Origin of the sequence: Citrobacter sp. MGH105 (assembly GCF_001037485.2) — a bacterium.
GTDB classification, from domain to species: domain Bacteria; phylum Pseudomonadota; class Gammaproteobacteria; order Enterobacterales; family Enterobacteriaceae; genus Citrobacter; species Citrobacter portucalensis.
Window position 1 is genome coordinate 2,631,569 of sequence record NZ_CP073048.1, and the last position, 26,016, is coordinate 2,657,584.

Consider the following 26,016-nt stretch of genomic DNA (forward strand, 5'->3'; position numbering starts at 1 on the left):
AACATAAACCACAAGTGGAATGAACATTTATTATTCATTAATTTGATTACAGTGTAGCCGGGTTTTAGATTTGCGCGATAAAACCCGGATTTTTTTTCAGGCGCGGCGTGTTGCCAACCAGCAAAGTAACGAACCCGCACAAACCATCAATGCACCCTGCCAGAAAGACAGCGACAACGGGGCGCTGAGTAACACAGCAGCCAGAGCGGAGGATAGCACTGGGGTAAAATAGGAACCTACGGCCATGATGGTCACGTTGCCATGCAAAATGCCAATATTCCACGCCGCATAGGCAAATCCTAACGTTAATGCCGCTGAGAACATTTTAATAGTCACCGAAGTGCTGAAATTCATTTCTGGTTGCGGAGTCATAAAATAGTAAACCCACAAACTTGCAGCCGTTAGTAAAACAAATACGGTAATACCGTTAAAGCCTTTTGCGTATTTATTGGTCACCGTGCAATACGTTGCCCAGATAAATGCGCCAAGAAAGGCGAGGAAATAGCTCAGCGGGCTGCTGGCAACGTTGTTTATAATTTCACCAGGATTAAGGCCATTTTCGCCACCCAATACCCAACAAACCCCGGTCAATGCGATAATTAATCCAGGGATTACCAGCCAGGTTGTTTTTTGACCATTAAATAAAATAGCAAACAATATTGTCAGACTCGGCCAGAGATAATTGACCATACCGACTTCAATAGCCTGGTGACGAGTAGCCGCATAACCGAGAGCCAGCGCTAAACATATTTCATAGGTAACAAAAAGCACGCTACCCGCGATTAAATAACGCACAGGAATTTTTCTGATATTCGGAAAGCCAACGGTAAAAATCAGCAACAGGCCACTTAACGAAAAAATCATTGCTGCGCCACCCGCAGGACCCAGTCCTTCACTTACCCCACGCATTAGCCCGACCATCGTGCTCCAGAGCACGATGGCAATGAGCCCAATTAACGTCGCTTTTTGTTTTGTCATTCTGATTGTCTGTCCATGGTGCTGGCAAAAATTCAAGCTGAAATTTATAGCACTTTTACACCGTAGCGCGCTAACTAATTACCTTTCACCTACCCCCTTATGGGTACAAAGGTTAAACAAAGTGCACTATTTAGTAGCGGAACCGTTTCGTTATTGATTTGACGCAAAAAAAATATGGATATAGCTGATAGTTTCGTCGCGAAGTTGTACATGTCATCTTTCAATTATGCCGCGCTGGCGCGATTTGAGAGATGTCCTGTACGAATCCCTGCAAAAAAGAGGAAAGCAATGGACGTCAGCCGCAGACAATTTTTTAAAATCTGCGCGGGCGGTATGGCGGGAACAACAGTAGCTGCTCTGGGTTTTGCACCCAAAATGGCACTGGCTCAGGCGCGAAACTATAAGCTGTTACGCGCCAAAGAGATCCGAAACACCTGCACATACTGTTCCGTAGGTTGCGGGCTATTAATGTATAGCCTGGGAGATGGAGCAAAAAACGCCAAAGAGTCGATTTACCATATTGAAGGGGATCCGGATCATCCGGTGAGCCGTGGGGCATTATGCCCTAAGGGCGCAGGATTACTGGATTACGTGCACAGTGAAAACCGTCTGCGTTACCCGGAATACCGTGCACCAGGTTCCGACAAATGGCAGCGTATCAGCTGGGATGAAGCATTCACCCGTATCGCGAAGCTGATGAAAACTGACCGTGACGCCAACTTTATTGAGAAGAATGAGCAGGGCGTAACGGTAAACCGCTGGCTTTCAACCGGGATGCTGTGTGCATCTGCGGCAAGTAATGAAACCGGTATGCTGACGCAAAAATTTGTGCGCTCACTCGGCATGCTGGCAGTAGACAACCAGGCGCGCGTCTGACACGGACCAACGGTAGCAAGTCTTGCTCCAACATTTGGTCGCGGTGCGATGACCAACCACTGGGTTGATATTAAAAACGCTAACGTCGTGATGGTGATGGGCGGTAACGCCGCTGAAGCACATCCAGTGGGATTCCGCTGGGCGATGGAAGCCAAAAACAACAATGATGCCACGCTGATTGTTGTTGACCCTCGTTTTACACGTACAGCTTCGGTGGCGGATATCTATGCGCCAATTCGTTCCGGCACGGACATTACGTTCCTGTCCGGCGTCTTGCTGTACCTGATTGAAAACAACAAAATTAACGCTGAATACGTTAAGCATTACACCAATGCCAGCCTGCTGGTGCGGGATGACTATGCTTTTGAAGACGGTCTGTTCAGCGGGTATGACGCGAAAAAACGCCAATACGATAAATCGTCCTGGAACTACCAGTTCGATGAAAACGGCTACGCGAAACGCGATGAAACGTTAAGCCATCCTCGCTGTGTCTGGAACCTGCTAAAACAGCACGTTTCCCGCTACACGCCGGATGTGGTGGAAAACATTTGTGGTACGCCGAAAGAAGACTTCCTGAAAGTCTGCGAAGTGCTGGCTTCCACCAGTGCAGCCGATCGCACCACCACGTTCCTGTACGCGCTGGGTTGGACTCAGCATACCGTCGGGGCACAGAACATCCGCACCATGGCGATGATCCAGTTGCTGCTCGGCAACATGGGGATGGCAGGTGGCGGTGTCAACGCCTTGCGCGGTCACTCCAACATTCAAGGGCTAACCGACTTAGGTCTGCTCTCTACCAGCCTGCCGGGCTACCTGACGCTGCCGTCAGAGAAACAGACAGACCTGCAAACCTATCTGGCCGCAAACACGCCAAAAGCGACATTGGCCGATCAGGTTAACTACTGGGGCAACTATCCGAAGTTCTTCGTCAGCCTGATGAAATCTTTCTACGGCAATGCAGCGCAGAAAGAAAATGACTGGGGCTTTGAGTGGCTGCCGAAGTGGGATCAGTCCTACGACGTCATTAAATACTTCAACATGATGGATAGCGGGAAAGTCACCGGCTACATCTGTCAGGGCTTTAACCCTGTTGCGTCCTTCCCGGACAAAAACAAAGTGGTGCAGAGCCTCAGCAAACTGAAGTATCTGGTGGTTATCGATCCGCTGGTGACCGAAACTTCAACGTTCTGGCAGAACCACGGTGAATCAAACGACGTTGATCCGGCGTCGATTCAGACCGAAGTCTTCCGTTTGCCTTCTACCTGCTTTGCAGAAGAAGACGGTTCCATCGCCAACTCCGGCCGCTGGCTGCAGTGGCACTGGAAAGGTCAGGATGCCCCTGGAGAAGCACGCAACGACGGCGAGATCCTTGCCGGTATTTACCACCGTCTGCGCGACATGTATCGCACTGAAGGCGGTAAAGCTGTAGAACCCGTTCTGAAAATGAGCTGGAACTATAAGCAGCCGGACGAACCGCACTCCGAAGAAGTGGCGAAAGAGAACAACGGCTATGCGCTGGAAGATCTCTATGATGCCAACGGCGTGCTGGTTGCGAAGAAAGGTCAGTTGCTCAACAGCTTTGCGCTGCTGCGCGATGATGGTTCTACGTCATCATCCTGCTGGATTTATACCGGTAGCTGGACCGAGCAGGGCAACCAGATGGCCAATCGCGATAACGCCGACCCGTCAGGTCTCGGGAATACGCTGGGCTGGGCCTGGGCATGGCCGCTAAACCGTCGCGTGCTGTATAACCGCGCTTCGGCGGATCCGCAGGGTAAACCGTGGGATCCAAAACGCATGCTTATCCAGTGGAACGGTACGAAGTGGACGGGGAACGATATCCCGGACTTCAATACCGCGGCACCGGGCAGTGGCACCAATCCGTTTATCATGCAGCCGGAAGGGCTGGGGCGTCTGTTTGCTATCGATAAGATGGCGGAAGGTCCGTTCCCGGAACACTACGAGCCGATGGAAACGCCGCTGGGCACTAACCCGCTGCACCCGAATGTGATCTCCAACCCGGCAGCGCGTCTGTACGAAGCGGATAAACTCCGTATGGGCACGAAACAGGACTTCCCGTACGTCGGGACGACCTATCGTCTGACCGAACATTTCCATACCTGGACCAAGCACGCATTGTTGAATGCGATTGCCCAGCCAGAGCAGTTTGTTGAAATCAGCGAAACGCTGGCGGCAGCGAAGGGGATCAACAACGGCGATCACGTGAAAGTCAGCAGCAAACGTGGATTTATTCGCGCAGTTGCCGTGGTCACTCGTCGTCTGCGTACCCTGAACGTCAACGGTCAGCAGGTAGAAACGGTTGGGATCCCAATCCACTGGGGCTTTGAAGGAGTCGCGCGTAAAGGCTTTATCGCCAACACCCTGACGCCGAATGTCGGTGATGCAAACTCGCAAACGCCGGAATACAAAGCGTTTTTAGTTAACATCGAGAAGGCGTAAGGGAGGCGAACATATGTCTATGGAAACGCAGGACATCATCAAACGGTCCGCAACAAACTCCATCACGCCGCCGCCTCAGGCCCGTGATTACAAAGCAGAAGTCGCGAAGCTGATCGACGTTTCCACCTGTATAGGCTGTAAGGCCTGTCAGGTGGCATGCTCAGAGTGGAACGATATCCGCGATGAAGTTGGCCACTGCGTCGGGGTTTATGACAACCCCGCCGATCTCAGCGCCAAGTCCTGGACGGTGATGCGATTTACCGAAACCGAACAGAACGGCAAGCTGGAGTGGTTGATTCGTAAAGACGGCTGTATGCACTGTGAAGATCCGGGCTGCCTGAAGGCGTGCCCGTCTGCCGGGGCCATCATCCAGTACGCCAACGGGATTGTCGATTTCCAGTCAGAGCACTGCATTGGCTGCGGCTACTGTATTGCCGGGTGTCCATTTAATATTCCGCGCCTCAATAAAGAGGATAACCGGGTGTATAAATGTACGCTGTGTGTGGACCGCGTCAGCGTCGGGCAGGAACCTGCCTGCGTGAAAACGTGTCCGACCGGGGCAATACATTTCGGCACCAAGCAGGAAATGCTGGAAATGGGCGAACAGCGTGTGGCAAAACTGAAAGCTCGCGGTTTTGAACATGCCGGTCTCTACAACCCGGAAGGTGTGGGCGGCACGCACGTCATGTACGTTCTGCATCATGCCAACCAGCCTGAACTGTATCACGGTCTGCCAAAAGACCCGCAGATAGATACCTCTATCAATCTGTGGAAAGGGGCGCTGAAGCCGCTGGCCGCTGCCGGATTTATCGCCACCTTCGCCGGACTGATTTACCACTACATTGGTATTGGTCCGAATAAGGAAGTGGACGACGACGAGGAGGATCATCATGAGTAAGTCGAAAATGATTGTGCGCACGAAGTTTATCGACCGCGCCTGTCACTGGACGGTGGTGATCTGCTTCTTCCTGGTAGCGCTGTCGGGGATTTCATTTTTCTTCCCGACTCTGCAATGGCTGACGCAAACCTTCGGTACGCCGCAGATGGGACGCATTTTGCACCCGTTCTTCGGCATACTGATCTTCGTGGCGCTGATGTTCATGTTTGTACGCTTTGTGCACCACAACATCCCGGATAAGAAAGATATTCCGTGGCTGAAAAACATTGTGGAAGTACTGAAAGGCAATGAACACAAAGTGGCAGATGTGGGCAAATACAACGCCGGGCAGAAAATGATGTTCTGGTCGATTATGAGCATGATTTTCGTGCTGCTGATTACCGGTATCATTATCTGGCGTCCGTACTTTGCGCAGTTCTTCCCGATGCAGGTCGTGCGCTATAGCCTGCTGATCCATGCGGCGGCGGGGATTATTCTGATGCACGCCATCCTCATCCATATGTATATGGCATTCTGGGTGAAAGGATCGATTAAAGGCATGGTTGAAGGGAAAGTGAGCCGTCGCTGGGCGAAGAAACATCACCCACGTTGGTATCGCGAAGTTGAAAGACAAGAAGCGAAAAAAGAGAGCGAGGAAGGGGTTAACTAATCTCTGATGTTCCCTCTACGCAATGGCGCTACATCGGTAGCGCCATTTTTTTGCCAAAAAAACGTCATGTTTCTGTCATCTGCTGAACGTAAGGTGTTGTCTTTCCGATAATAGAAGAGTTAAAAGACAATGCATCTGGTGAAAAAATTACTCGCAGTCAGCGTGTTTCTTTGTGCTTCAGCTCAGGCGCAGAACATCCTCGAATTTCCTCAGCCGGAGAACAACCCGGAAGAGTTTTATGCCGTAACCGAAATTCCGGCAGGTGGAATGATTAAATATGAAACCGACGCCAAAACCGGTTTTATCGTTGCCGATCGCTTCCAGTCAATGCCGGTTGCCTATCCCGCCAACTACGGTTCACTCACCCAGTCTTTAGCCGGTGACGGTGACCCGCTGGACGTCATTTTTTATACCCGTGCGCCGCTTGCTCCGGGAACGTTGATTAAGCTGCGCGCTATTGGCGTACTGAAGATGATCGACGGCGGTGAAAAGGACGACAAAATTGTCGCCGTTCCGGCCAGTAAAATTGACCCCACTTATGACGACATCAAAGAGTTAAGCGATCTGCCCAAGATTGAAGTTCAACGTCTGGAATCTTTCTTCCGCGTGTACAAAGATCTGCCGGAAGGGCGCAAGAAGGTCGAATTAAACGGTTTCAATGACGCCGCTACGGCAAAGCAAGAGATCAAACAGGCCTGGGATGCCTGGAAAGAGAAAAAACCTCAGCAATAAATGGTATGCCGGATGACAAAAGTTTATCCGGCATTTATATCACTGTACCGCCAGCTTACGCAGACGTGAAATATCCACGCTTTTTTGGGCCTCTGCCAGACTCCAGGTATTTTGCAGGTTTAACCACATTTCGGGTGAACTGCCAATCACTACGGAGAGTTTAATCGCCATCTCAGGCGTCAGAGCCGCTTTCCCGGTTAATAGTCGACTTGCCGTTGAAGGTGCAATCTCCATAGCTCTGGCAAACTCGCGCAGGCTGACATTGAGTTCTTCCAGCGCTTCCTGAATGATATCCCCAGGACGGGGATGATTTGCCATCTTCATCAATGATAGTCCTCGTAATCCAGTATGTACGCGTCGCCATTGACGAATTCAAACGTAATACGCCAGTTACCTGAAACAGAAATTGCCCATATGCCGTCGCGTTCACCCACCAGAGGATGTAGCTTATAACCGGGCATATTGATCTCTGTAACCTTGCTTGCCGCATCAATAACGGCAAGTCTGTGTCGTAATCGTCGGACATGTTTCGCCATAACGCCTGATGTTCGTCCATGAAGAAACAAATCGCGCAATCCCTTGTGCCTGAAGTTCATGATCATCCGTATCATCCTTGTTCCTTCAAGAGGAACACTACCATCAATGTTCCGTTAAGCGCAACACCAAGATTGCGATATTTAAAATTGTGCGGCGAATGTGCAAAAAGAAAAAGGGAGAAGGGGAATAACTGGAAAGCGTCACGCAAGAATTGCCGGATGCCTGGCCTACACGCGCATTTTGCTGATGTAGGCCGGATAAGCTTGCGCCATCCGGCAATAAAGATTACTCAAGTTGTGCGTTCAGACGTTCAATCTCCTTGCGCCATTGCGCCTGTAACAACGGTTTTTGATGTTTCGGCTTGCGGGCGAGATCGTCGGCCAGACGCTGCTCAAGATCGAGAAGTTGTTCCAGCAATCTATCGCTGTCACCGCTTATTTCAGTTTTCTCTTCGGCCACCGTTTTGGGAACGGTTATCTCCGCGGACGTTTCCCGAATACGCGCATTGACCGCCTCCAGATCGTGCCATTCACTGAGTTCGCCATTGTCGATTAACCAGAACCGGTTGCAGCTTTGGCTGATAAGCTGCCGGTCGTGACTGACCAGCAACACGCCGCCGTTATAGCTTTGTAGCGTTTCTGCCAGCGCCTCTTTGCCTTCCATATCCAGATGGTTGGTCGGTTCATCGAGCATCAGCAGACTGTAGCGCGCAAGCGTCAACCCAACAAACAGTAACCGGGAGCGCTCACCGCCGCTTAACGTGCTGACTCGCTGCGCATGACGAACCCACGGAAATCCCGCGCTAATCAACGCCATCTTGCGAATCTCTGGCTGCGGGGCAAACGCTTCCAGCGCGTCAAACAATGAATCGTTATCGGCAAGCTGATGCAGCGTCTGGTCGTAATAACCCAGGGTAACGCGCGGGTGTAACACCAGTGAAGGCGATGCCAGCTGTGACTGAAACTGTTGCCAGATAAGCCTTAATAGCGATGATTTCCCGCAACCGTTACGCCCGACAATCGCCACGCGATCGCCGCTTTTTAACCGGATACCGGCAATGGAAAACAGTGTATCTGCACCGGGAGCAGGGGCTACAGACAGATTGGTCATCTCCAGCAAACGATCTGCACGCAGGGCATCACCCTGCAATGTTAGTGTCCACTGACTTCCTGACGTCACTTCTGTTTGCACCTCTTTCAGGCGCTGTACCTGTTTTTCCATCTGCTTGGCCTTGCGGGAGAGATCTTCGTTGTCGTAGACCCGCCCCCAGGTTGCCAGCCGTTTGGCGCTGGCAGTCACCCGGTCTATCTCTTTTTGCTCAGCCTTGTGGCGCAAGGCATCGCTGGCGTCTCTTTCTGCCAGAGCCTGACGCGCCGCGCTACAGGGTAGATCGAAGGCATGCAGGGTGCGATCGCGCAAGATCCAGGTTCCGTGAGTCACCGCGTCCAGCAGCTGCGGGTCGTGGGAAACCACCACAAAACTGCCAGACCAGTTCTGTAAGAACTGCTCCAGCCACAGTAATGTTGGCAAATCCAGGTGGTTACCCGGTTCATCCAGCAGCAGCAGGTCAGGATTACGCATCAGCGCCCGCGCTAATAGCAAGCGCGTGTGCTGGCCACCGCTCAACGTTTGCGCAGTCAGAGATAAATTCTCTGGCGTAAAACCCATTTCGGCAAGCAGTGCTTCAACTCGCCACTGCTGAGCTGCGCGTTCATGCTCGGGAAGTTGAGCGAGAACGGCTTCCTGTAGCGTAAGCGGCAGTATATCGTCAGGTAGATGTTGTTCTACACGCGCGAGATGGCAGTGATTCGCCTGCGCGATTGCCCCACTGGTGGGCGAGATCGTGCCATCGAGCAGTTTTAACAGCGTGCTTTTGCCGCAGCCGTTGTAACCGATAAGCCCGATGCGGTCGCCTTTTTTCAGGGTAAAGGAAAGATCGTCGAATAGCGTGCCGAATGCCGTATCAACGTGTAAGGATTGTGCGGTTAGTAATGTGCTCATTGTTGCTTACTCAAGAGTTACAGGCGTGAAAACGCCTCGTCAAACATCGCTGACGATAACCCGGTAAGCCCGAGAGAAGGGGATTTAGAAGTTAGCTTCGCTCAAGCAGAAGTTATCGCAGCACGATACCGATAACGCTTGAGCACTGGCGATCGCCAAAAGCATGTGAAACGATAAAACGTTCACAGTACAGCATAAGTATCCTCCTTTTGTTTTTCAGAATGTTAATCGGTGGTGAAAGTGTAATCGTAAGTTACGCAAAAGCGCAAGTGTTGAACGCCCGGCAGCAGTGTGCCGCCGGGCAAACCGTCAAATAGAGGTACGACGGTAGTCGCGATATTCTGCCTGCCAGAAATTATCGTCAATTGCCTGTTGCAGCGCTTCGGCGGAGGTTTTCACTGCCACACCTTGCTGCTGAGCCATTTTACCGACGGCAAAGGCAATGGCGCGAGAAACGGTCTGAATATCTTTCAGTTCCGGTAGCACCAGACCTTCACCGTTGAGCACCAGCGGTGAATACTGCGCCAGCGTTTCACTCGCCGACATCAGCATTTCATCAGTGATGCGCGACGCGCCAGACGCAATCACACCCAGGCCGATACCCGGGAAGATATAGGCGTTGTTACACTGGGCGATTGGGTAAATTTTATCTTTCCACAGTACCGGTGCGAACGGACTACCGGTCGCAACCAGCGCGTTACCTTCGGTCCAGGCGATAATATCCTGTGGTGTAGCTTCAACACGGGAAGTGGGGTTGGACAACGGCATGACGATCGGACGCGGACAATGCTTGTGCATTTCGCGGATGATCTCTTCGGTAAACAGGCCGGTTTGTCCGGAAACGCCGATCAGGATATCCGGCTTAACGTTGCGGACCACATCGAGCAACGACAGCACATCTTCTTGGGTATCCCAATGCTGGAGATTTTCGCGTTTTTGCACCAGTTTGGTTTGGAAGGAGAGCAGGTTCGGCATTTTGTCTGTTAACAGGCCGAAGCGGTCGACCATGAATACACGTTGACGCGCCGCTTCTTCGCTTAAACCTTCACGCTGGATCTGCGCAATGATCTGCTCGGCGATCCCGCAACCGGCGGAACCTGCGCCGAGGAAGACGATGTTCTGTTCACTCAACTGGCTACCGGCCGCGCGGCTAGCCGCAATCAGCGTACCGACAGTAACCGCCGCGGTGCCCTGAATATCGTCGTTAAACGAGCAAATTTCATCACGATAACGGGTCAGCAGTGGCATAGCGTTTTTCTGGGCGAAATCTTCAAACTGCAACAGCACGTCCGGCCAGCGATGCTTCACGGCCTGGATGAATTCATCAACGAATTCGTAGTATTCATCATCAGTGATACGCGGATTGCGCCAGCCCATATACAGCGGATCGTTCAGCAGTTGCTGGTTGTTGGTCCCCACATCCAGTACCACCGGAAGAGTATAGGCCGGGCTAATTCCGCCACATGCGGTATACAGCGACAGTTTACCGATTGGAATACCCATCCCGCCGATCCCCTGATCGCCAAGACCTAAAATACGTTCGCCATCGGTGACAACGATGACCTTGATATTGTGGTTAGGGACGTTTTGCAGGATATCGTCCATATTGTGGCGGTTCTGATAAGAGATAAACACGCCGCGTGCGCGACGATAAATCTCAGAGAAACGCTCACAGGCCGCGCCGACCGTTGGGGTATAGATAACTGGCATCATCTCATCCAGGTGATTATGCACCAGTCGGTAAAACAGGGTTTCGTTGGTGTCCTGGATGTTGCGCAGGTAAATATGTTTGTCGATTTCGGTTTTGAATCCCTGATATTGGAGCCAGGCGCGTTCAGCCTGTTCCTCAATCGTCTCGACCACTTCCGGCAGTAACCCCAGCAGGTTGAAGTTACGGCGTTCTTCCACACTGAAGGCGCTCCCTTTATTCAGTAAAGGGAATTCCAGCAGTACCGGGCCAGCGTAGGGGATGTAAAGGGAACGCAATTTTTTGGTTTCGTTTTCCATGTCACTCACTCTTTTTTGAATAACCGTCCCTGGCGCTCTTTATGATCGTATGTAGCCTGTCCGCCAGGGAAACGGGCGAAGTATAAAGCATTGTGAATGGGTTAAGGGGTTTTATAAGCAAAAACACCACTGCGGTTGCAATGGTGTTTATCTCGTTACTCAGTCAGACGTGCGAAAGGCTACTTGCCGTCAGTGCGGCGCTTTCTTCCAGTAGGATTATTGACCACGTTGGTTTTGTCACCTTCGGTCACGATTTTACGTTGATTTGAGATTTTGTGGTCCAGTCCGAGAATATGACGGGCCTGACGGTTCGATTTCATTCTAACTCCTTAATCCTGTTACTGGTTTCAAGGGCGAGCCCGTATGAGAACGGACGAAATACAACCTGATATAAAGCCGATGTTCAACATAACGGCTTTCTGGATGGTCGGTCATTTTATCTGAAAGGTCAATGCTTAAGCGGCAAATGAGAACTATCCCGTATGTAACATGCTTTTTCTCAGCCGTCCTATACTAGTAACTCCGACGACAACACAGGAGAGCGGTAATGACTATCCATAAGAAAGGTCAGGCACACTGGGAAGGCGACATTAAGCGCGGCAAAGGCACTGTGTCGACCGAAAGTGGCGTGTTGAATCAGCAACCGTATGGGTTTAATACACGATTTGAAGGTGAGAAAGGCACCAATCCTGAAGAGTTGATTGGCGCGGCCCATGCAGCCTGCTTCTCGATGGCGCTTTCGCTGATGCTGGGTGAAGCGGGGTTTACCCCAGATGCCATTGATACCACTGCCGATGTTTCTCTGGATAAAGTAGATGCCGGGTTTGCGATCACTAAAGTCGCGTTGCATAGCCAGGTGAGCGTGCCGGGGATAGACGCCGCCACGTTTGACGGCATCATCCAGAAAGCAAAAGCCGGATGCCCGGTATCGCAGGTACTGAACGCGGAAATTACGCTGGATTATCAGCTGAAGTCTTAATCGTGGCGTGCCGGATGCGACTGCGTCTTATCCGGCCTACGATTGCGCCGGATGTAAGTCAGTCTTATCCGGCACCTGATGATGTTATTGCGCTACCCAACCGCCATCCATATTCCACGCCACGCCACGCACCTGCGCCGCACCGTCTGAACACAGAAATAGTGCCAGCTCACCTAACTGTTCCGGCGTGACGAATTCGCGCGACGGCTGCTTTTCCGACAGCAGGGCGTCACGCGCAGCCTCAGGTTCTGCGCCTTCGGCAATACGCTTATCGATCTGCTGCTGGACCAGCGGCGTGAGCACCCAGCCGGGACACAGCGCATTGCAGGTGACACCCGTCTGCGCGGTTTCCAGTGCGATGGTCTTGGTGAATCCCACCACGCCGTGCTTCGCCGCTACGTAGGCAGATTTCTCTTTTGAGGCCACCAGGCCGTGAACAGAAGCGATATTAATGATGCGCCCCCAGTTTCGCGCGCGCATACCAGGAAGCGCCAGACGCGTGGTGTGAAAAACGGAAGAGAGATTAATGGCGATAATCGCGTTCCATTTATCAACCGGGAAGGTTTCCACCGGGGATACATGCTGGATTCCCGCGTTGTTGACCAGAATATCAACACCGCCGAATTCGCTCTCGGCATAGCGCATCATGTCGGCAATTTGCGCTTCATCGCTCAGATCCGCGCCATGATAACCTGGCGTTTTGCCATATTGCGCAACAGCGTCTTTGGCGGCATCCACATCACCAAACCCGTTGAGGATCAGGGTGGCGCCCGATTGCGCCAGCACCTGTGCGATACCTAATCCGATACCGCTGGTCGAGCCGGTAACCAGGGCGGTTTTTCCCGTTAAGTTCATGATGATTCTCCTTAAACAATTCCGGTGGTGTAGAAGACGCCGATGACAAACAGTACGGCCAGACTTTTAATGACGGTAATAGCAAAAATTCCGCCATACGCCTGACGGTGGCTGAGACCGGTGATAGCTAATAAGGTAATGACTGCGCCGTTATGCGGCAGGGTGTCCATACCGCCGCTGGCCATAGACGCCACGCGGTGAAAGACTTCAAGTGGGATATTGGCAGCGTGAGCGGCCGCGATAAAGGTGTCAGACATGGCGGCAAGGGCAATACTCATCCCGCCAGACGCCGAACCGGTGATCCCGGCGAGCGTAGTGATACTGATAGCTTCATTGAGCAGCGGGTCAGGAATAGCCGCCAGTGCTTTTGACAGTACAAGGAAACCTGGCAGGGCGGCGATCACTGCGCCAAAACCGTACTCTGACGCGGTGTTCATCGCCGCGAGGATCGCGCCGCCAACCGCCGTTCTGCTGCCTTCCGCCAGGCGACCTTTAATGTTGCGATAGCCGAAGAGCACCACCAGCAGGATCCCAGAAATCAGCGCCGCTTCCACTGCCCAGATAGCAGTGATTTTACCGACTTCGGTGGTAATCGGTTTGGCGAGACCCGGAAGCTCCAGTTGATGCGTGGCGCCATACCATTGCGGGATCCAGCGGGTAAACAGCAGGTTAAATACCCCAACCAGGATCAGCGGAGAGATCGCGATGATCGGGTTCGGCAGATTAATGTTATCCGGCGTTTCCGGCTCGTTTAACAGTTCAGTCCCATAGCCTTCATTCTTTGCCTGCGCTTTACGACGCTGACGTTCGAGATAAACCAGACCAACAACGATGATAAACACGGAACCTATCAGACCCAGCCACGGCGCGGCCCAGGCGTTGGTACCGAAGAAACTGGTCGGAATAATGTTCTGGATCTGCGGTGTGCCTGGCAGGGCATCCATGGTGAAGGAGAACGCGCCCAGCGCGACGGTGGCCGGGATCAGCCGCTTCGGGATATTGCTCTGACGGAACAGTTCGGCCGCGAACGGATACACCGCAAACGCCACGACGAACAGCGATACGCCGCCGTAGGTCAACAGCGCACATACCAGCACAATAACCGGAATGGCATGGCGACGGCCGAGAATGTTGATAGCGGCGGCAACAATGGAACGTGAAAACCCAGATAACTCGATTAACTTGCCAAACACTGCCCCCAGCAAGAACACCGGGAAGTAAAGCTTCACAAAACCGACCATTTTTTCCATAAACAGGCCGGTGAAAGCAGGGCCGACGGCGCTAGGTTCGGTAAGCAATACAGCACCTAATGCCGCGATGGGGGCAAACAGGATAACGCTATATCCGCGATAGGCTGCCAGCATCAGCAGGCCCAACGCTGCCAGGGCGATTAATACACTCATCATGACTCCTCAATATCATTGTTATAGTGGGGTACAGAAAGAGAAGTTACGGTTTCAGGGCAAAGCGCAGTTGATGCTCCCTGCGTTGCTGGATGTATTCCTTGCGCGAATCATCCCAGCGATAAAATCCCTGGCCGCTGCGCAACCCGGTATCACCGTTGGCAACCTTGTCAGCGACCAGCGACATCATGTCGCTGCCTGTTGCCAGTTCCGGAAGCAGATGCCGACAAATGTCCTGCACCGTAGAAAGTCCGGTCATATCAGCAGCCTCCAGCGGACCGACCATTGCATAGCGACGTCCGAGCGAGGCGCGCATCACCTGATCAACCACTTCTGCGCTGGCGATGCCGCTTTTAACGATATGTAGCGCTTCGCGCAGCAGGGCAAACTGCAGTCGATTGCCAACAAACCCTGGAGCGGCGCGGTCGAGCACCACCGCCTCAAGTTGCATCGCGATCAGTTGTTGTTGCAATTCATGGAGATATTCCGGCTTCGTTGCGGTGCCAGGTACAATTTCGACCAGCGGAATAAAATGTGGCGGGTGCCAGAAATGGGCGATCAGCAACCGTTCGGGATGGGCGAGTTTTTCTGCCAGCGCATCAGGCGGCAGGCCGCTGGTATTACTGGCAATAACGGCCTCCGGCGCGATCAGCTCTTCCAGTTGCGCATACAGTGCGTGTTTGAGTTCGAGCCGCTCCGGGATCGCTTCAATCAGTAACCGGCATGCGGCAATATCCTGTAGCGAGGTTGTGCCGTGCAGGCGAGCCACGACCGTCGCTTTTTCACCAATTGCAAATTGATCGGTGACAATCAGCTCATCCAGGATACCGCCAGCAACTCCGCTTATTTCTGCAATTCGGCTGCTATCGGTATCGTATAACCAGACATCGTAACCAAAACGGGCGAAGTGGGTAGCAATGCCGACACCCATTAACCCCGCGCCCAGAATGCAGATAGGCTTACTTTGCATGAGCTACCCCCTGCGGACGTTCTACCGCCAGCGCCACACCTTGACCGCCACCTACGCACAGCGTAGCCAGCCCTTTAGCTGCATTGCTGCGAGCCATTTCGTGCAGCAGTGTTACCAAAATTCGGCAACCTGATGCGCCAATCGGGTGCCCCAGCGCAATCGCACCGCCGTTCACGTTTACCCGGTTGCTGTCCCAGTTCAGGGATTCGCCAACCGCCAGCGCTTGCGCAGCAAAGGCTTCGTTGGCTTCGATAAGATCCACGTCATTTAGCGTCCAGCCAGCACGCTTCAGGCACTGGAGTGACGCTTCTACCGGCCCAATGCCCATAATGGCGGGATCGACGCCAGAAACCGCGTAGCCCGCCACCTGGGCAAGCACTGGCAGATTGAGTTCCGCCGCTTTGGCGGCGCTCATCAACATCACCGCGGCGGCACCATCATTGATGGATGATGCATTTCCGGCGGTCACCGTGCCGTTACCCGGACGAAACGCCGGTTTAAGTTGCGCCAGCTTGTCGGCCTGAGTATCCGGGCGAGGTTGTTCGTCACGGTCCACCACACGTGGCGGCTTTTTGCCCTGTGGGACGCTGACCGGCGTGATTTCCGCGTTAAAACGACCCGCTTCAATGGCGGCGGCAGCTTTTTGCTGGGAGTGCAGGGCAAAAGCGTCCTGCTGCTCACGACTGATTACGAACTTATCCGCCAGATTTTCGGCAGTAATACCCATGTGATAGTCGTTGAACGCATCCCACAGGCCGTCATGCACCACGCTGTCTTTCATACAGGCATGACCCAACCGCAGACCGGCCCGCGCGCCGTCGAGATAATAGGGCGCATTGCTCATGCTCTCCTGGCCCCCGGCAATCACGATTTGCGCATCGCCACAGCGAATCGCCTGTACCGCCTGATGCACCGCCTTCAGACCCGAACCACACACCAAGTTGATGGTTAACGCGGGCGTGGTGACCGGCAGTCCTGCCCGTAACGCCGTTTGTCTGGCCGGATTCTGACCGCAGCCCGCAGTCAGAACCTGACCTAAAATCACCTCATCAATTTGCTCAGGCGCCACAGCCGTTTTTTCCAGCAGCGAACGGATCACCACTGAACCAAGCTCAACCGCGGAAAGTGGTGCCAGCGCGCCATGAAAACTGCCAATCGGGGTGCGCGTCGCCGCGACAATGACAACATCCTGCATGGTCAGCTCCTCAGCTAAAGTGCATTTCGGGGACAGTTTCGGGAACGATCAGCTTGCCTGCGGTTCTGGCGACAATCTCATCCACGCTAATGCCCGGTGCGCGCTCACGCAGAATGAACGCACCGTCGGCAATTTCCAGCAGAGCCAGGTCGGTAAGCACACGTTTGATGCAGGCCACGCCGGTCAGCGGCAGGGTGCAGGCGGGAAGCAGTTTGGACTCACCGCTTTTGGAAGCATGGGTCATTACCACAATGATATTGTCGGCTCCGGCAACCAGATCCATCGCGCCGCCCATGCCTTTCACCATTTTTCCGGGGATCATCCATGAGGCGATATTGCCGTTAACATCGACTTCAAACGCACCGAGCACCGTCAGATCAACGTGGCCGCCGCGGATCATGGCGAAGGATTGCGCCGAGTCGAAAATCGCCGCGCCTTTACGCGCCGTCACAGTCTGTTTCCCGGCGTTGATCATGTCGGCATCAATTTCGTCTTCTGTGGGAAACGGGCCCATACCCAGCAAACCGTTTTCTGATTGCAGCATCACATCCATGCCATCAGGGATGTAATTTGCCACCAGCGTGGGAATGCCGATCCCAAGATTGACGTAATATCCGTCGCGCAGCTCGCGGGCGACGCGCATCGCCATTTGTTCACGCGTTAACATGTCAGGCTCCTTTCTGGCGCAGGGTGCGTTGTTCAATACGTTTTTCAAACTGCCCCTGAATAATGCGGTTAACGAAAATTCCGGGAGTGTGAATCGCAGCAGGGTCCAGTTCTCCGGGAGGGACAATTTCTTCGACTTCCACGACGGTAATGCGCCCGGCGGCGGCCATCAGCGGATTAAAATTCTGTGCGGTGTGGCGATAGATGACGTTGCCGTACCAGTCGGCTTTCCAGCCTTTAACCAACGCAAAATCACCGGTTATCGCCTGCTCAAGGATGTAAGGGCGTCCGGCAAACTCGCGAACCTCTTTCCCTTCCGCCACGGGGGTTCCATATCCGGTCGCGGTAAAAAATGCCGGGATCCCCGCGCCGCCCGCGCGCAACTGCTCTGCCAGCGTACCCTGTGGCGTCAGGATGGCTTCCAGTTCGCCGCTAAGCACCTGTTTCTCAAACAGGGCGTTTTCCCCCACATAGGACGCGACCACTTTGCGCACCTGACGCGTTTCCAGCAGCACGCCAAGGCCAAAGCCATCCACGCCACAGTTGTTTGATACAACGGTAAGTCCCTGAACCTCACGACGGCGTACTTCGGTAATCAGGTTTTCAGGGATCCCACATAAACCAAAACCGCCCGCCAGCAGCGTCATGTTGTCGGTCAGCCCTTCCAGCGCCTCTTGATAAGTGGCAACACGTTTATCCAGTCCAGCCATACACTTGCCTCCCCAGTTGTCCTTGCCGACATCATTGGGGGTGAAAAATGATTTGTTAATTTTAAATTTGTGACTCACTCATTGGGTTTTTTTATCAATTTAATGTTAATTAAAGGTATTCAACAAGTTAAAGGAATGCGAAATGGGAATGAGCATCAAACAGTTACGCGCGTTTTTAGCGGTAGCTCACACTCTGAATTTTGCTCATGCCAGCGAAAGACTGAATATGTCGCAACCCGCGTTAAGCCTGGCGATTAAAGGACTGGAAGATTCGCTGGGCGGGGCGTTACTGTTAAGAACAACTCGCAAAGTGACCCTGACGCAGGAGGGAGAAACGCTGCTGAATATGGGGCGACAGCTGCTGGCGGACTGGGAGAATACGGAAGAAGCCATGCGCCAGCGCTTTACGCTGCAGCGCGGTAAAATATCGATCGCCGCCATGCCCTCATTTGCCGCTAACGTCCTGCCATCGGTACTGAAAACATTTCGTGATTCTTATTCCGGTATCAACGTAACGGTTCACGATGTGATCAATGAACACGTGATTGAAATGGTCAGTGAAGGCCGGGTCGAGATGGGCATAGCCTTCGAGCCGGACTATTCGGGACATCTGCATTTCACGCCGCTCGGCGTGGATCGTTTTATCGCAATTGTGCCGCCAACCTGTCGGCTGGCAGACAGGGATCGTATTGCGTGGCGCGAACTGCTGACGCTGGATTTTATCACCCTGCAACGCCCGTCCGCCGTGCGGCTGATGCTGGAAGAACAACTGGTGCAAAGCGGACATACGCTGGAAGTAGCGCTGGAGAGCCATCAACTGGTGACCGTTGGCCGTCTGGTGGCTAACGGTCTGGGCGGTAGCGCCGTACCTGCACTATGCCGCACGCAAATGACAGAGTTAGGCGCAACCTGTATCGATCTGGATACGCCGGTGATTCAGCGTCGGATCGGGGTTTTGCGTTCGGCGCATCATAAATTATCTACCGCTTCCGAGGTGCTGGTGGACTCACTGAAAAAGGCGTATGGCACCTGACTTTTCTCAACGGCTCAGGTCATGTAACCGCCCGCCAGCAGCGAACGTCACATCCGGTATCACTCTTCAGCAATGCCTGTTTCTTCTCACAACCGTGGGTTGCCAATGGACATCTGTCACGGAAAAAGCAGCCCTGGGGCAACGTTCGGTTTCCCGGTAGCTCGGTTTTACGTAACACCAAATCTTCCGCCAGCGGTGCGCCCGTTTTAGGTACCGAGTCCAGTAATAATCGTGTGTACGGATGGGCGGGATGAGTGAGAACCTGTTGGGCATCACCCAGCTCAACAATTTGCCCGAGGTACATCACCGCCACACGGTCGCTCATATGGCGGACCACCGACACGTTATGCGATATCAATACGTAGGTCAGGTTTCTGCGCGCCTGTAGCGACACCAGCAGGTTGAGAATTTGCGCCTGCACGGAGATATCCAGCGCTGAAGTGGGCTCATCGAGGACGATAACATCCGGCTCTGACGATAGCGCCCGGGCAATAGCAATACGTTGGCGCTGTCCACCGGAAAACGCGTGCGGCAAGCGGTCGAGATATTCAGGACGAATGCCCACCTGCCGTGCCAAATCCTCGGCAAGCATGCGTCGTTCACGCTCCGGGCTCCGTTTTTGGATCCACACCGGTTCGGTAATTATCCGCCACACCGGTAAGCGCGGGTCCAGTGATGAAAGCGGGTCCTGAAAGACCATTTGCATACCGTTATGCTGCTTATCACCACGGCGAGAATAGCTTCCCTGACTGGGTTTCAACATGCCCATCAACAGTTGCGCCAGCGTACTTTTTCCACAGCCGGATTCGCCAACAATCCCCAGCGTTTCACCCTGGCGAATCTGTAAATCCAGACCGTTGAGCGCATGCACCCGTTCCGTAACCTTGCCAAGCCAGTTTTTACGCGCAGGAAAGTTGACATGTACATCCTGCAGCGCCAGTAAAAAATCAGACATGTGTTGTCTCCAGTTGCGGATACCAGCAGGCAGATTGTTGATCTGCACCTCCCTGACTACTTAACACCGGCGTTTCTTCACAACGAGGACCAGCTGCAAAGCAGCGGTCGCGAAACGCGCATCCGGCAGGTAAGCAGGTTAGGTTCGGCACGGTGCCGGGAATGGCGGGCAGCAATGTGCGCGGTTCGCCGTGTTCCGGTGCACATTTCAGCAAGCCGATGGAATAGGGGTGAGTCGGGCGTTGAATAACAGTTTGCGTCGGGCCACTCTCAATCACACTCCCGGCATACATGACATACAACCGGTCGCATAACTGTGAAACCACCGCCATATCATGGCTGATAAATAACACCGCTGTTCCGCTGGCGCGTGCTTTTAACTTCAGCAAACGCAGCACCTGCAGCTGCACCGTGACGTCCAGTGCGGTGGTCGGTTCATCGGCAATGATAAGCTCCGGCTCGCACGAAAAGGCCAGCGCAATCATCACGCGTTGGCGCATACCGCCTGAAAGCTCAAACGGAAAACGTTTCATGACCTCCGGCGCATCCGGGATTTGCATCTCTTCCAGTAGAGCGACGGCTTTCTGGCGGGCATCCGTGCGGCTTAACGCCTGATGATGGCGGATTACCTCCACCATTTGCTGGCCAATACGCCGGGTCGGATTAAGTGCCGTCATGGGCTCCTGAAAGATCATCGCGACGCGTGCGCCGCGCCATTGGCGCATTTGTTTCTCACTGGCGTTGAGCACATCTTCACCCAGCAGCGAAACGCGTCCCTGGTGAATACGATAGCTTCCCTCCGGTAGCAGACGCATGGTGAGCATGGCGGTCACGGACTTACCGGAACCGGATTCACCCACCACGCCAACGATTTCTCCGCGGTTGATATGCAGCGATACATGGTTCAGCGCATGCACATCAGCTTGATAGCCGGGGAAACTCAGATGCAAATCTTCGATTTCCAGTACGGGTTGTGTCATGACTGTTTTCCTCCGGCTTTCGGATCCAGCAGATCGCGAATACCATCGCCAAAGAGATTAAAGCCCACGGCGGTAATCAGAATGGCGGCGCCGGGGAAAGCGCAATACCACCACTGATCAAGCACGTAATTGCGGCCAATTGCGACCATCGCGCCCCATTCAGCGCTGGGCTGCTGCGCGCCCAGACCGATAAACCCGAGCGTGGCGGCCATCAGGATCGCACTGCCGATATCCAGCGACGCCTGAACAATGAGCGGCGGCAGAGAATTGCGTAAAATGTGCCAGCTAATCAGATGCCAGCGTGAAGCGCCGTAGGTCCGGGCAGCCTGTACATAAGTAAACTGGCGCACCACTAACGTCTGACCGCGGGCGAGGCGTACATAGAATGGGATACGGACGATTGCAATCGCCAGCATGGCGTTAAACAGGCTGGGGCCCAACGCGGCGGCCAACGCCATCGTCAGCACCAGCGAAGGAATGGACAGCATAATGTCCATCATCCGCATAATTATCGCGTCGGCACGCCCGCCCATGACACCCGACAAGCAACCCAGCAGTGAACCCAATCCCCCGGCGATACCCACTACCACCAGACCCGCAACGACAGATTGCTGACTTCCTACCAGAACGCGGCTGAACAGATCGCGACCGACTTCATCGGTTCCAAACCAGTGAGCGGCTGACGGGGGCAGCAGGCGCGCACTCAAATTGATGGCATTCGGATCGTGGGGTGTTATCCACGGCGACAGCACCATCAGCAGCAGTATCAATACGATGATGACCCCGCCAACCAGAGTCAGCGGGCTACTTTTCATCATCCAGAACAGTTTGGCCCAGTCCGTGCGGCGACGTGCTGTCTGAGGGGTGGTCGGTGTTTCTTGTGTGAGCATCATTCAGCACCTCCACGTCCAATTCGAGGGTCTACCCACAGATAAAGTAAATCCACCACCAGGTTGACCAGCACATAGGCGAACGAGACCACCACCGCAAATCCCATTACCGCCGGGAAGTCGAGTGCCTGAATAGAGGTCACCACCCAGGCACCCATGCCAGGCCAGGCAAAGACCGTTTCGGTCAATACCGCACCGTAGAGCAGATCGCCCAGCGCCAGGCCGAGGACGGTGATTGATGGGATAAGTGCGTTAGGCAATGCATAGCACAGCACGATGTACCAGCCCGGGAGCCCGCTGGCGCGGGCGGTACGTATGTAATCTTCACTCAGTTGCTCCAGCATGGCGGAACGAATCTGACGGGCAACGATCCCAAGATGTACAAAAGCCAATGTCAGCGATGGCAAAATCAGGTGCTGAAGCGCATTGAAAAAGACTTCGCCGTTGCCTTCCAGCAGAGCATCAATCAGGTAGAAACCGGTGACGTGAGCAGGTGGATCCAGCCAGTCGTCTAAACGCCCACCGCCGGGTAAAATTTGCAGATGACCGTAAAACAGCACGATAACCCCCAGCCCCAGCCAGAATGCAGGCGTGGAGATACCGGTAATTGCCATTAGCCGAACAAGGTGATCAAGCCAGCGGTTACGCCAGACCGCAGATAAAATACCCAGCGGGATACCTATCACCAGCGCCAGCAACAAAGAGCAGAAAGCCAATTCAAGGGTCGCGGGGAAGAAAATGCGCAGCTCATCCAGTACCGGACGTCCGGTGCGAATGGAAGTGCCTAAATCGCCGTGAAAAATATCGCTGACATAGCGAAAAAACTGGACATACAGCGGTTGATTCAGCCCCAACTGTTGGCGAATATTTTCGACAATTTCATCGCTGGCGCGATCGCCCGCCAGCAGCCGCGCGGGGTCGCCAGGTATCAGGTGTGAAATAATAAAGGTGATTACGCAAACACCGATAATCACCAGAATAAGTCCCCAGCATCGCTGGCGTAAAATACTCCAGAACGTCATTAGCTTCCCCTTGCGGAGCCAGAGCGGCTCCGCATAAACGTGGCTTATTTACTCATGGTGGAGATATTGAAGACCTGTTCCAGCATGGGGTTGAATACAAATCCTTTGACGTCTTTATTCATCGCCAGCTGATAGTTTTTCTGGAATAAATAGACGTAGGCCGCTTCATCAATCACGATGGTTTGCGCCTGCTGGTAGTCATTGGTTCTGGCCACCTGATCGGTTGTGGCCAGCGCGCTGCGCAGCAGCTTATCGACCTCACCGTTTTCATAGAACGAACGGTTACCGGGCAAACCCTTCTTATCTGACTCAAACCAGTAGTTCATAAACATGTACGGGTCGGCAAAATCCGGACTCCAGTTGCCAATGGCAATGTCGTAATCGCCTTTGCCCACGCGGTCGCGCATGGTGGCGTTTGCCAGTTTTTCCAATTTCACCTTAATGCCCAGTTTGCCAAGGCTTGCCTGGGTGGCGAGCGCGATAGGTTCCCAGTTAGGGTCATTATCAGAGTACAGGAAGCTCAGGCTTTCAGGTTTGCTAGCAACTTTGTCCCACGCGGCTTTGGCTTTGGCTTCATCGAAGCTGTACTGCATGGCCTTATCGTCAAAACCCCACATGCCTTCAGGGATCGGGCCACGCATTTGCTTTCCATTACCGCTCAGGATCCCGTTAACCATGCCTTTATAATCAGTGGCCCACGAGATGGCACGGCGTAAATCCACCTGATTGAGCGGGGCTTTACTGTTGTTGAGATACAGATAGGTCACGCGCAGCGAGGGATAATCCGCCACGTTCACTTTGCCTTCCTGTTTCAAAGCGGCAAGCTGGTCAACAGGCAGCGCATCGGCAATGTCGATATCGCCACGCGACAATTGCAGGCGACGGGAGGCGCTTTCACCAATGATTTTGACTGAGACACGCTTAAATGTCGGTTTTGTACCGGGATAATGCGGGTTAGGCACCAGCACCAGTTGTTGTCCCTTTTGCCAGCTCTTCAGCATGAAGGGACCAGATCCAGCCGTGTTCTGCGCCAGGAATCCGCGGGCATCGTCTGCGGCATGCTCTTTTAAGATGGCCGGGTTAATGATTGAGGCACCGTCATTTGCCAGCGTATACAGAAACGGGGCAAACGGCTGGCTGAGGGTAAATTTCACCGTGTTGTTATCAATGACGTCGACCTTCAGATCTTTTGGGAAAGCCTCCGCAGGTCCCTGACCAATCTTGAGCAAACGTTCAAAGGATTGCTTTACCGCATCTGCCGTTACCGGCGTTCCGTCGGCGAATTTGGCATCGTTTTTCAGGGTAAACGTCCACTCTTTCTGATCGTCAGAGGCTTTCCAGCCGCTGGCTAAATCACCTTCAACTTCCGTGGAGCCTTTGCCTCCGTCGGTTTTGTATTGAACCAACCGCTGGTAGGAGGGATAGGTGACCGTCCAGTCATTGTTATCGATGGTCACGGCGGGGTCGAGCGTCTGCGGATCGGCGGCTTTACCAATCACCAACATATCTTTGGGAACGGCAGCCTGTGCGGCGGGCAGGGCAAATGCTAACGCAACGGCTATCAGAGCGGGGCGGAAAAACGTGTTTAACGCAGGTGTAGTCTTCATAACCAGGCTCCAGAATTAAAGGGGATGTTGTGTTGTTATGGGCGTGACAGTGTAACAATCTATTTGATCGTCAAGCAGCGGGTAACGGGCGGCATCAGGTAATTCAAAATGCCACCATTCACTGTTAATACCGACAAAACCACCGCCAAACATAATGGCATTGAGCAGCAGGCGGTTACGCTGCGCTGCCGGAGGTACAGACGGGTGCCAGGCGTGGGAACGGTCGTGCATTTCATCAAAACCGGCCCCCATATCAAGGAGATGGCCGCGATCGTCCATCAACGTGACGTCAATGGCCGTACCCCGACTGTGATTGGAACCAATCGCGACATCGACAACATACTGCGGGTCGGGACAGGCATTCCACAGTATCGCCTGCGCCTGCTGGGGGCGATACGCGTCGTACACCACAAGCTGCAGGCCGGCCAGTTGCGCAATACTGATGCTTTTAGCCAGCGCGGTAACCGCCTCAGTGTGCAACAGACAACGCGCTTCCCGGTAGATTGGTGCGCCGGTAATGTTGTCGGCAGTAGCGTATTTAAGATCGATATGCAGCGACGGAAATATCACCGACAGATCGACCAGTTCTGGGAGTTCTGACATAGCACGTTTCCTGTTTATTGTTCGAATTGACCAAATTGTTGTTGTAACTGGCGATTGGTTTGCAGGCGTCCTGCGAGGGCGTCACCCAGTTGTGCCACCACCGCAGAAAGTAATAAGTTGAACAGACAGCTCACCGGTGCCAGTGAGTCCCAGAAATGTCCGGTGTCGGTTTTTACCTGAAGTAAATCAATGGAATAATCCCTGGCCCATGGGCACCACACATCGGTAATGAGCGCCAGCGGAATGCAGCGCTCTGTGGCGACACGGCAATATTGTCGCGAAATAGCGGAGTAGGCGCGCATATCGGTAATAACCACGTAAGGCTGGCTGAATCCCGAGTTCAGCGACTCAACCCAACTGCCGGACAGGCCTTCGGAGTAGCTGACTTTAGGTCGCAGGTATTCCAGGTGACTAAAAAAGGCGTTGGCGATCCCGCGGGTGGACTGGATCCCGAGGATGTACACGGCTTCCGCATGCGCCAACTGCTGTGCAATGCGTAAAAACGTTTCGCCTTGTGCGAGCTGGTAGACGTGGGTAATAGCGTCGATCTCCAGCAACAGCGACTGCTGTGCCCGATCCGGCAGGCTTTGTTGCTGGTGCCAGGAGTCCAGTCGTTCATTCATTCCCCAGGGCTGATACGGAACAACGGGAAGCTCACGCAGACTGGCTTTGGCATCCTCCAGGTTACGAAAGCCCAGTTTACGCAGATAACGTCCGACGGTAATGCCACTGGTTCCGGTTGCTTTGGCGATGCCATCCGCGGTTTCAAATGGGATCTGCACAGCATGGGCTAACAGCCACCCGGCCACGCGCTTTTCGCTGGGCGTTAGCTGGCTAAAGGTTTGCTCTATGCGGGTAAATAACTCTGGTTTGGCTGTCATTACCTTCTCGCTGTTAGTTGTCTGTCAGATTCCGTATCTCTGTTAGCGAATTAACAATGCAGGACGCGTGCCATGTCAGTAACAGCGGCACGTCGGCTGTTTTTGTTAAAAATAAACCGATATTTATTAA

The 26,016-nt window shown here is 53.5% G+C and carries 25 protein-coding genes; 6 read left to right on the forward strand and 19 right to left on the reverse strand.

Annotated elements, in window-relative coordinates:
- Positions 1–96 precede the first annotated feature (96 nt).
- The gene (gene yddG / locus SK35_RS12575) at positions 97–978 is read right to left on the reverse strand and encodes an aromatic amino acid efflux DMT transporter YddG (RefSeq protein ID WP_048214181.1); all 882 of its coding nucleotides are present in this window, start codon (positions 976–978) and stop codon (positions 97–99) included.
- A gap of 288 nt (positions 979–1,266) precedes the next feature.
- Between yddG and fdnG the strand changes: the two genes are divergently transcribed.
- The 4 genes from fdnG (at position 1,267) to SK35_RS12595 (ending at position 6,593) form a co-directional block, all read left to right on the forward strand.
- Positions 1,267–4,314, forward strand: coding sequence for a formate dehydrogenase-N subunit alpha (fdnG, locus tag SK35_RS12580; RefSeq protein WP_095533095.1), 3,048 nt, complete (start codon positions 1,267–1,269; stop codon positions 4,312–4,314).
- A gap of 13 nt (positions 4,315–4,327) precedes the next feature.
- Positions 4,328–5,212, forward strand: coding sequence for a formate dehydrogenase N subunit beta (fdnH, locus tag SK35_RS12585; RefSeq protein WP_003833024.1), 885 nt, complete (start codon positions 4,328–4,330; stop codon positions 5,210–5,212).
- The gene (fdnI, locus tag SK35_RS12590; RefSeq protein ID WP_003020054.1) at positions 5,205–5,861 is read left to right on the forward strand and encodes a formate dehydrogenase-N subunit gamma; all 657 of its coding nucleotides are present in this window, start codon (positions 5,205–5,207) and stop codon (positions 5,859–5,861) included. The genes fdnH and fdnI overlap by 8 nt, the downstream gene beginning before the upstream one ends.
- 129 nt (positions 5,862–5,990) lie before the next feature.
- Positions 5,991–6,593, forward strand: a complete 603-nt coding sequence (locus SK35_RS12595) for an inorganic diphosphatase (protein WP_003833020.1) — start codon at positions 5,991–5,993, stop codon at positions 6,591–6,593.
- A gap of 39 nt (positions 6,594–6,632) precedes the next feature.
- On the opposite strand, the gene SK35_RS12600 is transcribed toward SK35_RS12595, so the two are convergent.
- The 5 genes from SK35_RS12600 to sra all read right to left on the reverse strand — a co-directional run bounded on the left by SK35_RS12600 (position 6,633) and on the right by sra (position 11,458).
- Positions 6,633–6,917 (reverse strand): HigA family addiction module antitoxin, encoded by a 285-nt coding sequence (locus SK35_RS12600; protein WP_003833018.1) that lies wholly within the window; start codon positions 6,915–6,917, stop codon positions 6,633–6,635.
- On the reverse strand, positions 6,917–7,195 hold the full coding sequence (locus SK35_RS12605; RefSeq protein ID WP_048216313.1) for a type II toxin-antitoxin system RelE/ParE family toxin: 279 nt from the start codon (positions 7,193–7,195) through the stop codon (positions 6,917–6,919). Before SK35_RS12605 ends, SK35_RS12600 begins: the two co-directional genes overlap by 1 nt.
- Before the next feature lie 220 nt (positions 7,196–7,415).
- Positions 7,416–9,131, reverse strand: coding sequence for an ABC-F family ATP-binding cassette domain-containing protein (locus SK35_RS12610; protein ID WP_048214182.1), 1,716 nt, complete (start codon positions 9,129–9,131; stop codon positions 7,416–7,418).
- 309 nt (positions 9,132–9,440) lie between these two features.
- Positions 9,441–11,138, reverse strand: a complete 1,698-nt coding sequence (gene maeA / locus SK35_RS12615) for a malate dehydrogenase (protein WP_048214183.1) — start codon at positions 11,136–11,138, stop codon at positions 9,441–9,443.
- 179 nt (positions 11,139–11,317) lie between these two features.
- A complete protein-coding gene (gene sra / locus SK35_RS12620; protein WP_003833009.1) occupies positions 11,318–11,458 on the reverse strand; it encodes a stationary-phase-induced ribosome-associated protein in 141 nt (46 codons plus the stop codon).
- A 227-nt stretch (positions 11,459–11,685) separates the two neighbouring features.
- Here sra and osmC point away from each other — a divergent pair, with 227 nt between their 5' ends.
- Positions 11,686–12,117 carry a peroxiredoxin OsmC gene (gene osmC / locus SK35_RS12625; RefSeq protein WP_003833007.1) on the forward strand — a complete coding sequence of 144 codons (432 nt, stop codon included), beginning with the start codon at positions 11,686–11,688 and terminating at the stop codon, positions 12,115–12,117.
- An 84-nt stretch (positions 12,118–12,201) separates the two neighbouring features.
- Here the strand turns inward: osmC and SK35_RS12630 are convergent, their stop codons facing one another.
- The 6 genes from SK35_RS12630 to SK35_RS12655 are packed head-to-tail and all read right to left on the reverse strand — an operon-like array spanning position 12,202 to position 17,916.
- Positions 12,202–12,972 carry a 3-hydroxybutyrate dehydrogenase gene (locus tag SK35_RS12630; RefSeq protein WP_048214184.1) on the reverse strand — a complete coding sequence of 257 codons (771 nt, stop codon included), beginning with the start codon at positions 12,970–12,972 and terminating at the stop codon, positions 12,202–12,204.
- Positions 12,973–12,983: 11 nt separating this feature from the next.
- Positions 12,984–14,378: a GntP family permease gene (locus SK35_RS12635; RefSeq protein WP_196776256.1), complete on the reverse strand. Its 1,395-nt coding sequence runs from the start codon at positions 14,376–14,378 to the stop codon at positions 12,984–12,986.
- 43 nt (positions 14,379–14,421) lie between these two features.
- Positions 14,422–15,345, reverse strand: a complete 924-nt coding sequence (locus SK35_RS12640; RefSeq protein WP_048214185.1) for a 3-hydroxyacyl-CoA dehydrogenase family protein — start codon at positions 15,343–15,345, stop codon at positions 14,422–14,424.
- A complete protein-coding gene (locus tag SK35_RS12645) occupies positions 15,335–16,540 on the reverse strand; it encodes an acetyl-CoA C-acetyltransferase (RefSeq protein ID WP_048214186.1) in 1,206 nt (401 codons plus the stop codon). Before SK35_RS12645 ends, SK35_RS12640 begins: the two co-directional genes overlap by 11 nt.
- 10 nt (positions 16,541–16,550) lie before the next feature.
- Positions 16,551–17,207, reverse strand: coding sequence for a CoA transferase subunit B (locus tag SK35_RS12650; RefSeq protein ID WP_032943469.1), 657 nt, complete (start codon positions 17,205–17,207; stop codon positions 16,551–16,553).
- A gap of 1 nt (position 17,208) precedes the next feature.
- Positions 17,209–17,916 (reverse strand): CoA transferase subunit A, encoded by a 708-nt coding sequence (locus SK35_RS12655; protein ID WP_003020020.1) that lies wholly within the window; start codon positions 17,914–17,916, stop codon positions 17,209–17,211.
- A 142-nt stretch (positions 17,917–18,058) separates the two neighbouring features.
- Here SK35_RS12655 and SK35_RS12660 point away from each other — a divergent pair, with 142 nt between their 5' ends.
- Positions 18,059–18,949 carry a LysR family transcriptional regulator gene (locus SK35_RS12660; RefSeq protein WP_048214187.1) on the forward strand — a complete coding sequence of 297 codons (891 nt, stop codon included), beginning with the start codon at positions 18,059–18,061 and terminating at the stop codon, positions 18,947–18,949.
- Positions 18,950–18,968: 19 nt separating this feature from the next.
- On the opposite strand, the gene SK35_RS12665 is transcribed toward SK35_RS12660, so the two are convergent.
- The 7 genes from SK35_RS12665 to SK35_RS12695 are packed head-to-tail and all read right to left on the reverse strand — an operon-like array spanning position 18,969 to position 25,886.
- Entirely contained in the window at positions 18,969–19,904 is a 936-nt protein-coding gene (locus tag SK35_RS12665) for an ABC transporter ATP-binding protein (RefSeq protein ID WP_032943466.1), read from the reverse strand.
- Positions 19,897–20,883, reverse strand: coding sequence for an ABC transporter ATP-binding protein (locus tag SK35_RS12670; RefSeq protein ID WP_048214188.1), 987 nt, complete (start codon positions 20,881–20,883; stop codon positions 19,897–19,899). Before SK35_RS12670 ends, SK35_RS12665 begins: the two co-directional genes overlap by 8 nt.
- Entirely contained in the window at positions 20,880–21,776 is an 897-nt protein-coding gene (gene ddpC / locus SK35_RS12675) for a D,D-dipeptide ABC transporter permease (RefSeq protein ID WP_048214189.1), read from the reverse strand. The genes SK35_RS12670 and ddpC overlap by 4 nt, the downstream gene beginning before the upstream one ends.
- Positions 21,773–22,795 carry an ABC transporter permease gene (locus tag SK35_RS12680; protein ID WP_048214190.1) on the reverse strand — a complete coding sequence of 341 codons (1,023 nt, stop codon included), beginning with the start codon at positions 22,793–22,795 and terminating at the stop codon, positions 21,773–21,775. The genes ddpC and SK35_RS12680 overlap by 4 nt, the downstream gene beginning before the upstream one ends.
- A gap of 44 nt (positions 22,796–22,839) precedes the next feature.
- Positions 22,840–24,402, reverse strand: a complete 1,563-nt coding sequence (locus tag SK35_RS12685; protein WP_048214191.1) for an ABC transporter substrate-binding protein — start codon at positions 24,400–24,402, stop codon at positions 22,840–22,842.
- A 15-nt stretch (positions 24,403–24,417) separates the two neighbouring features.
- On the reverse strand, positions 24,418–25,005 hold the full coding sequence (gene ddpX / locus SK35_RS12690; RefSeq protein WP_003832991.1) for a D-alanyl-D-alanine dipeptidase: 588 nt from the start codon (positions 25,003–25,005) through the stop codon (positions 24,418–24,420).
- A gap of 14 nt (positions 25,006–25,019) precedes the next feature.
- Positions 25,020–25,886: a MurR/RpiR family transcriptional regulator gene (locus tag SK35_RS12695; RefSeq protein WP_048214192.1), complete on the reverse strand. Its 867-nt coding sequence runs from the start codon at positions 25,884–25,886 to the stop codon at positions 25,020–25,022.
- Between the last annotated feature and the right edge of the window lie 130 nt (positions 25,887–26,016).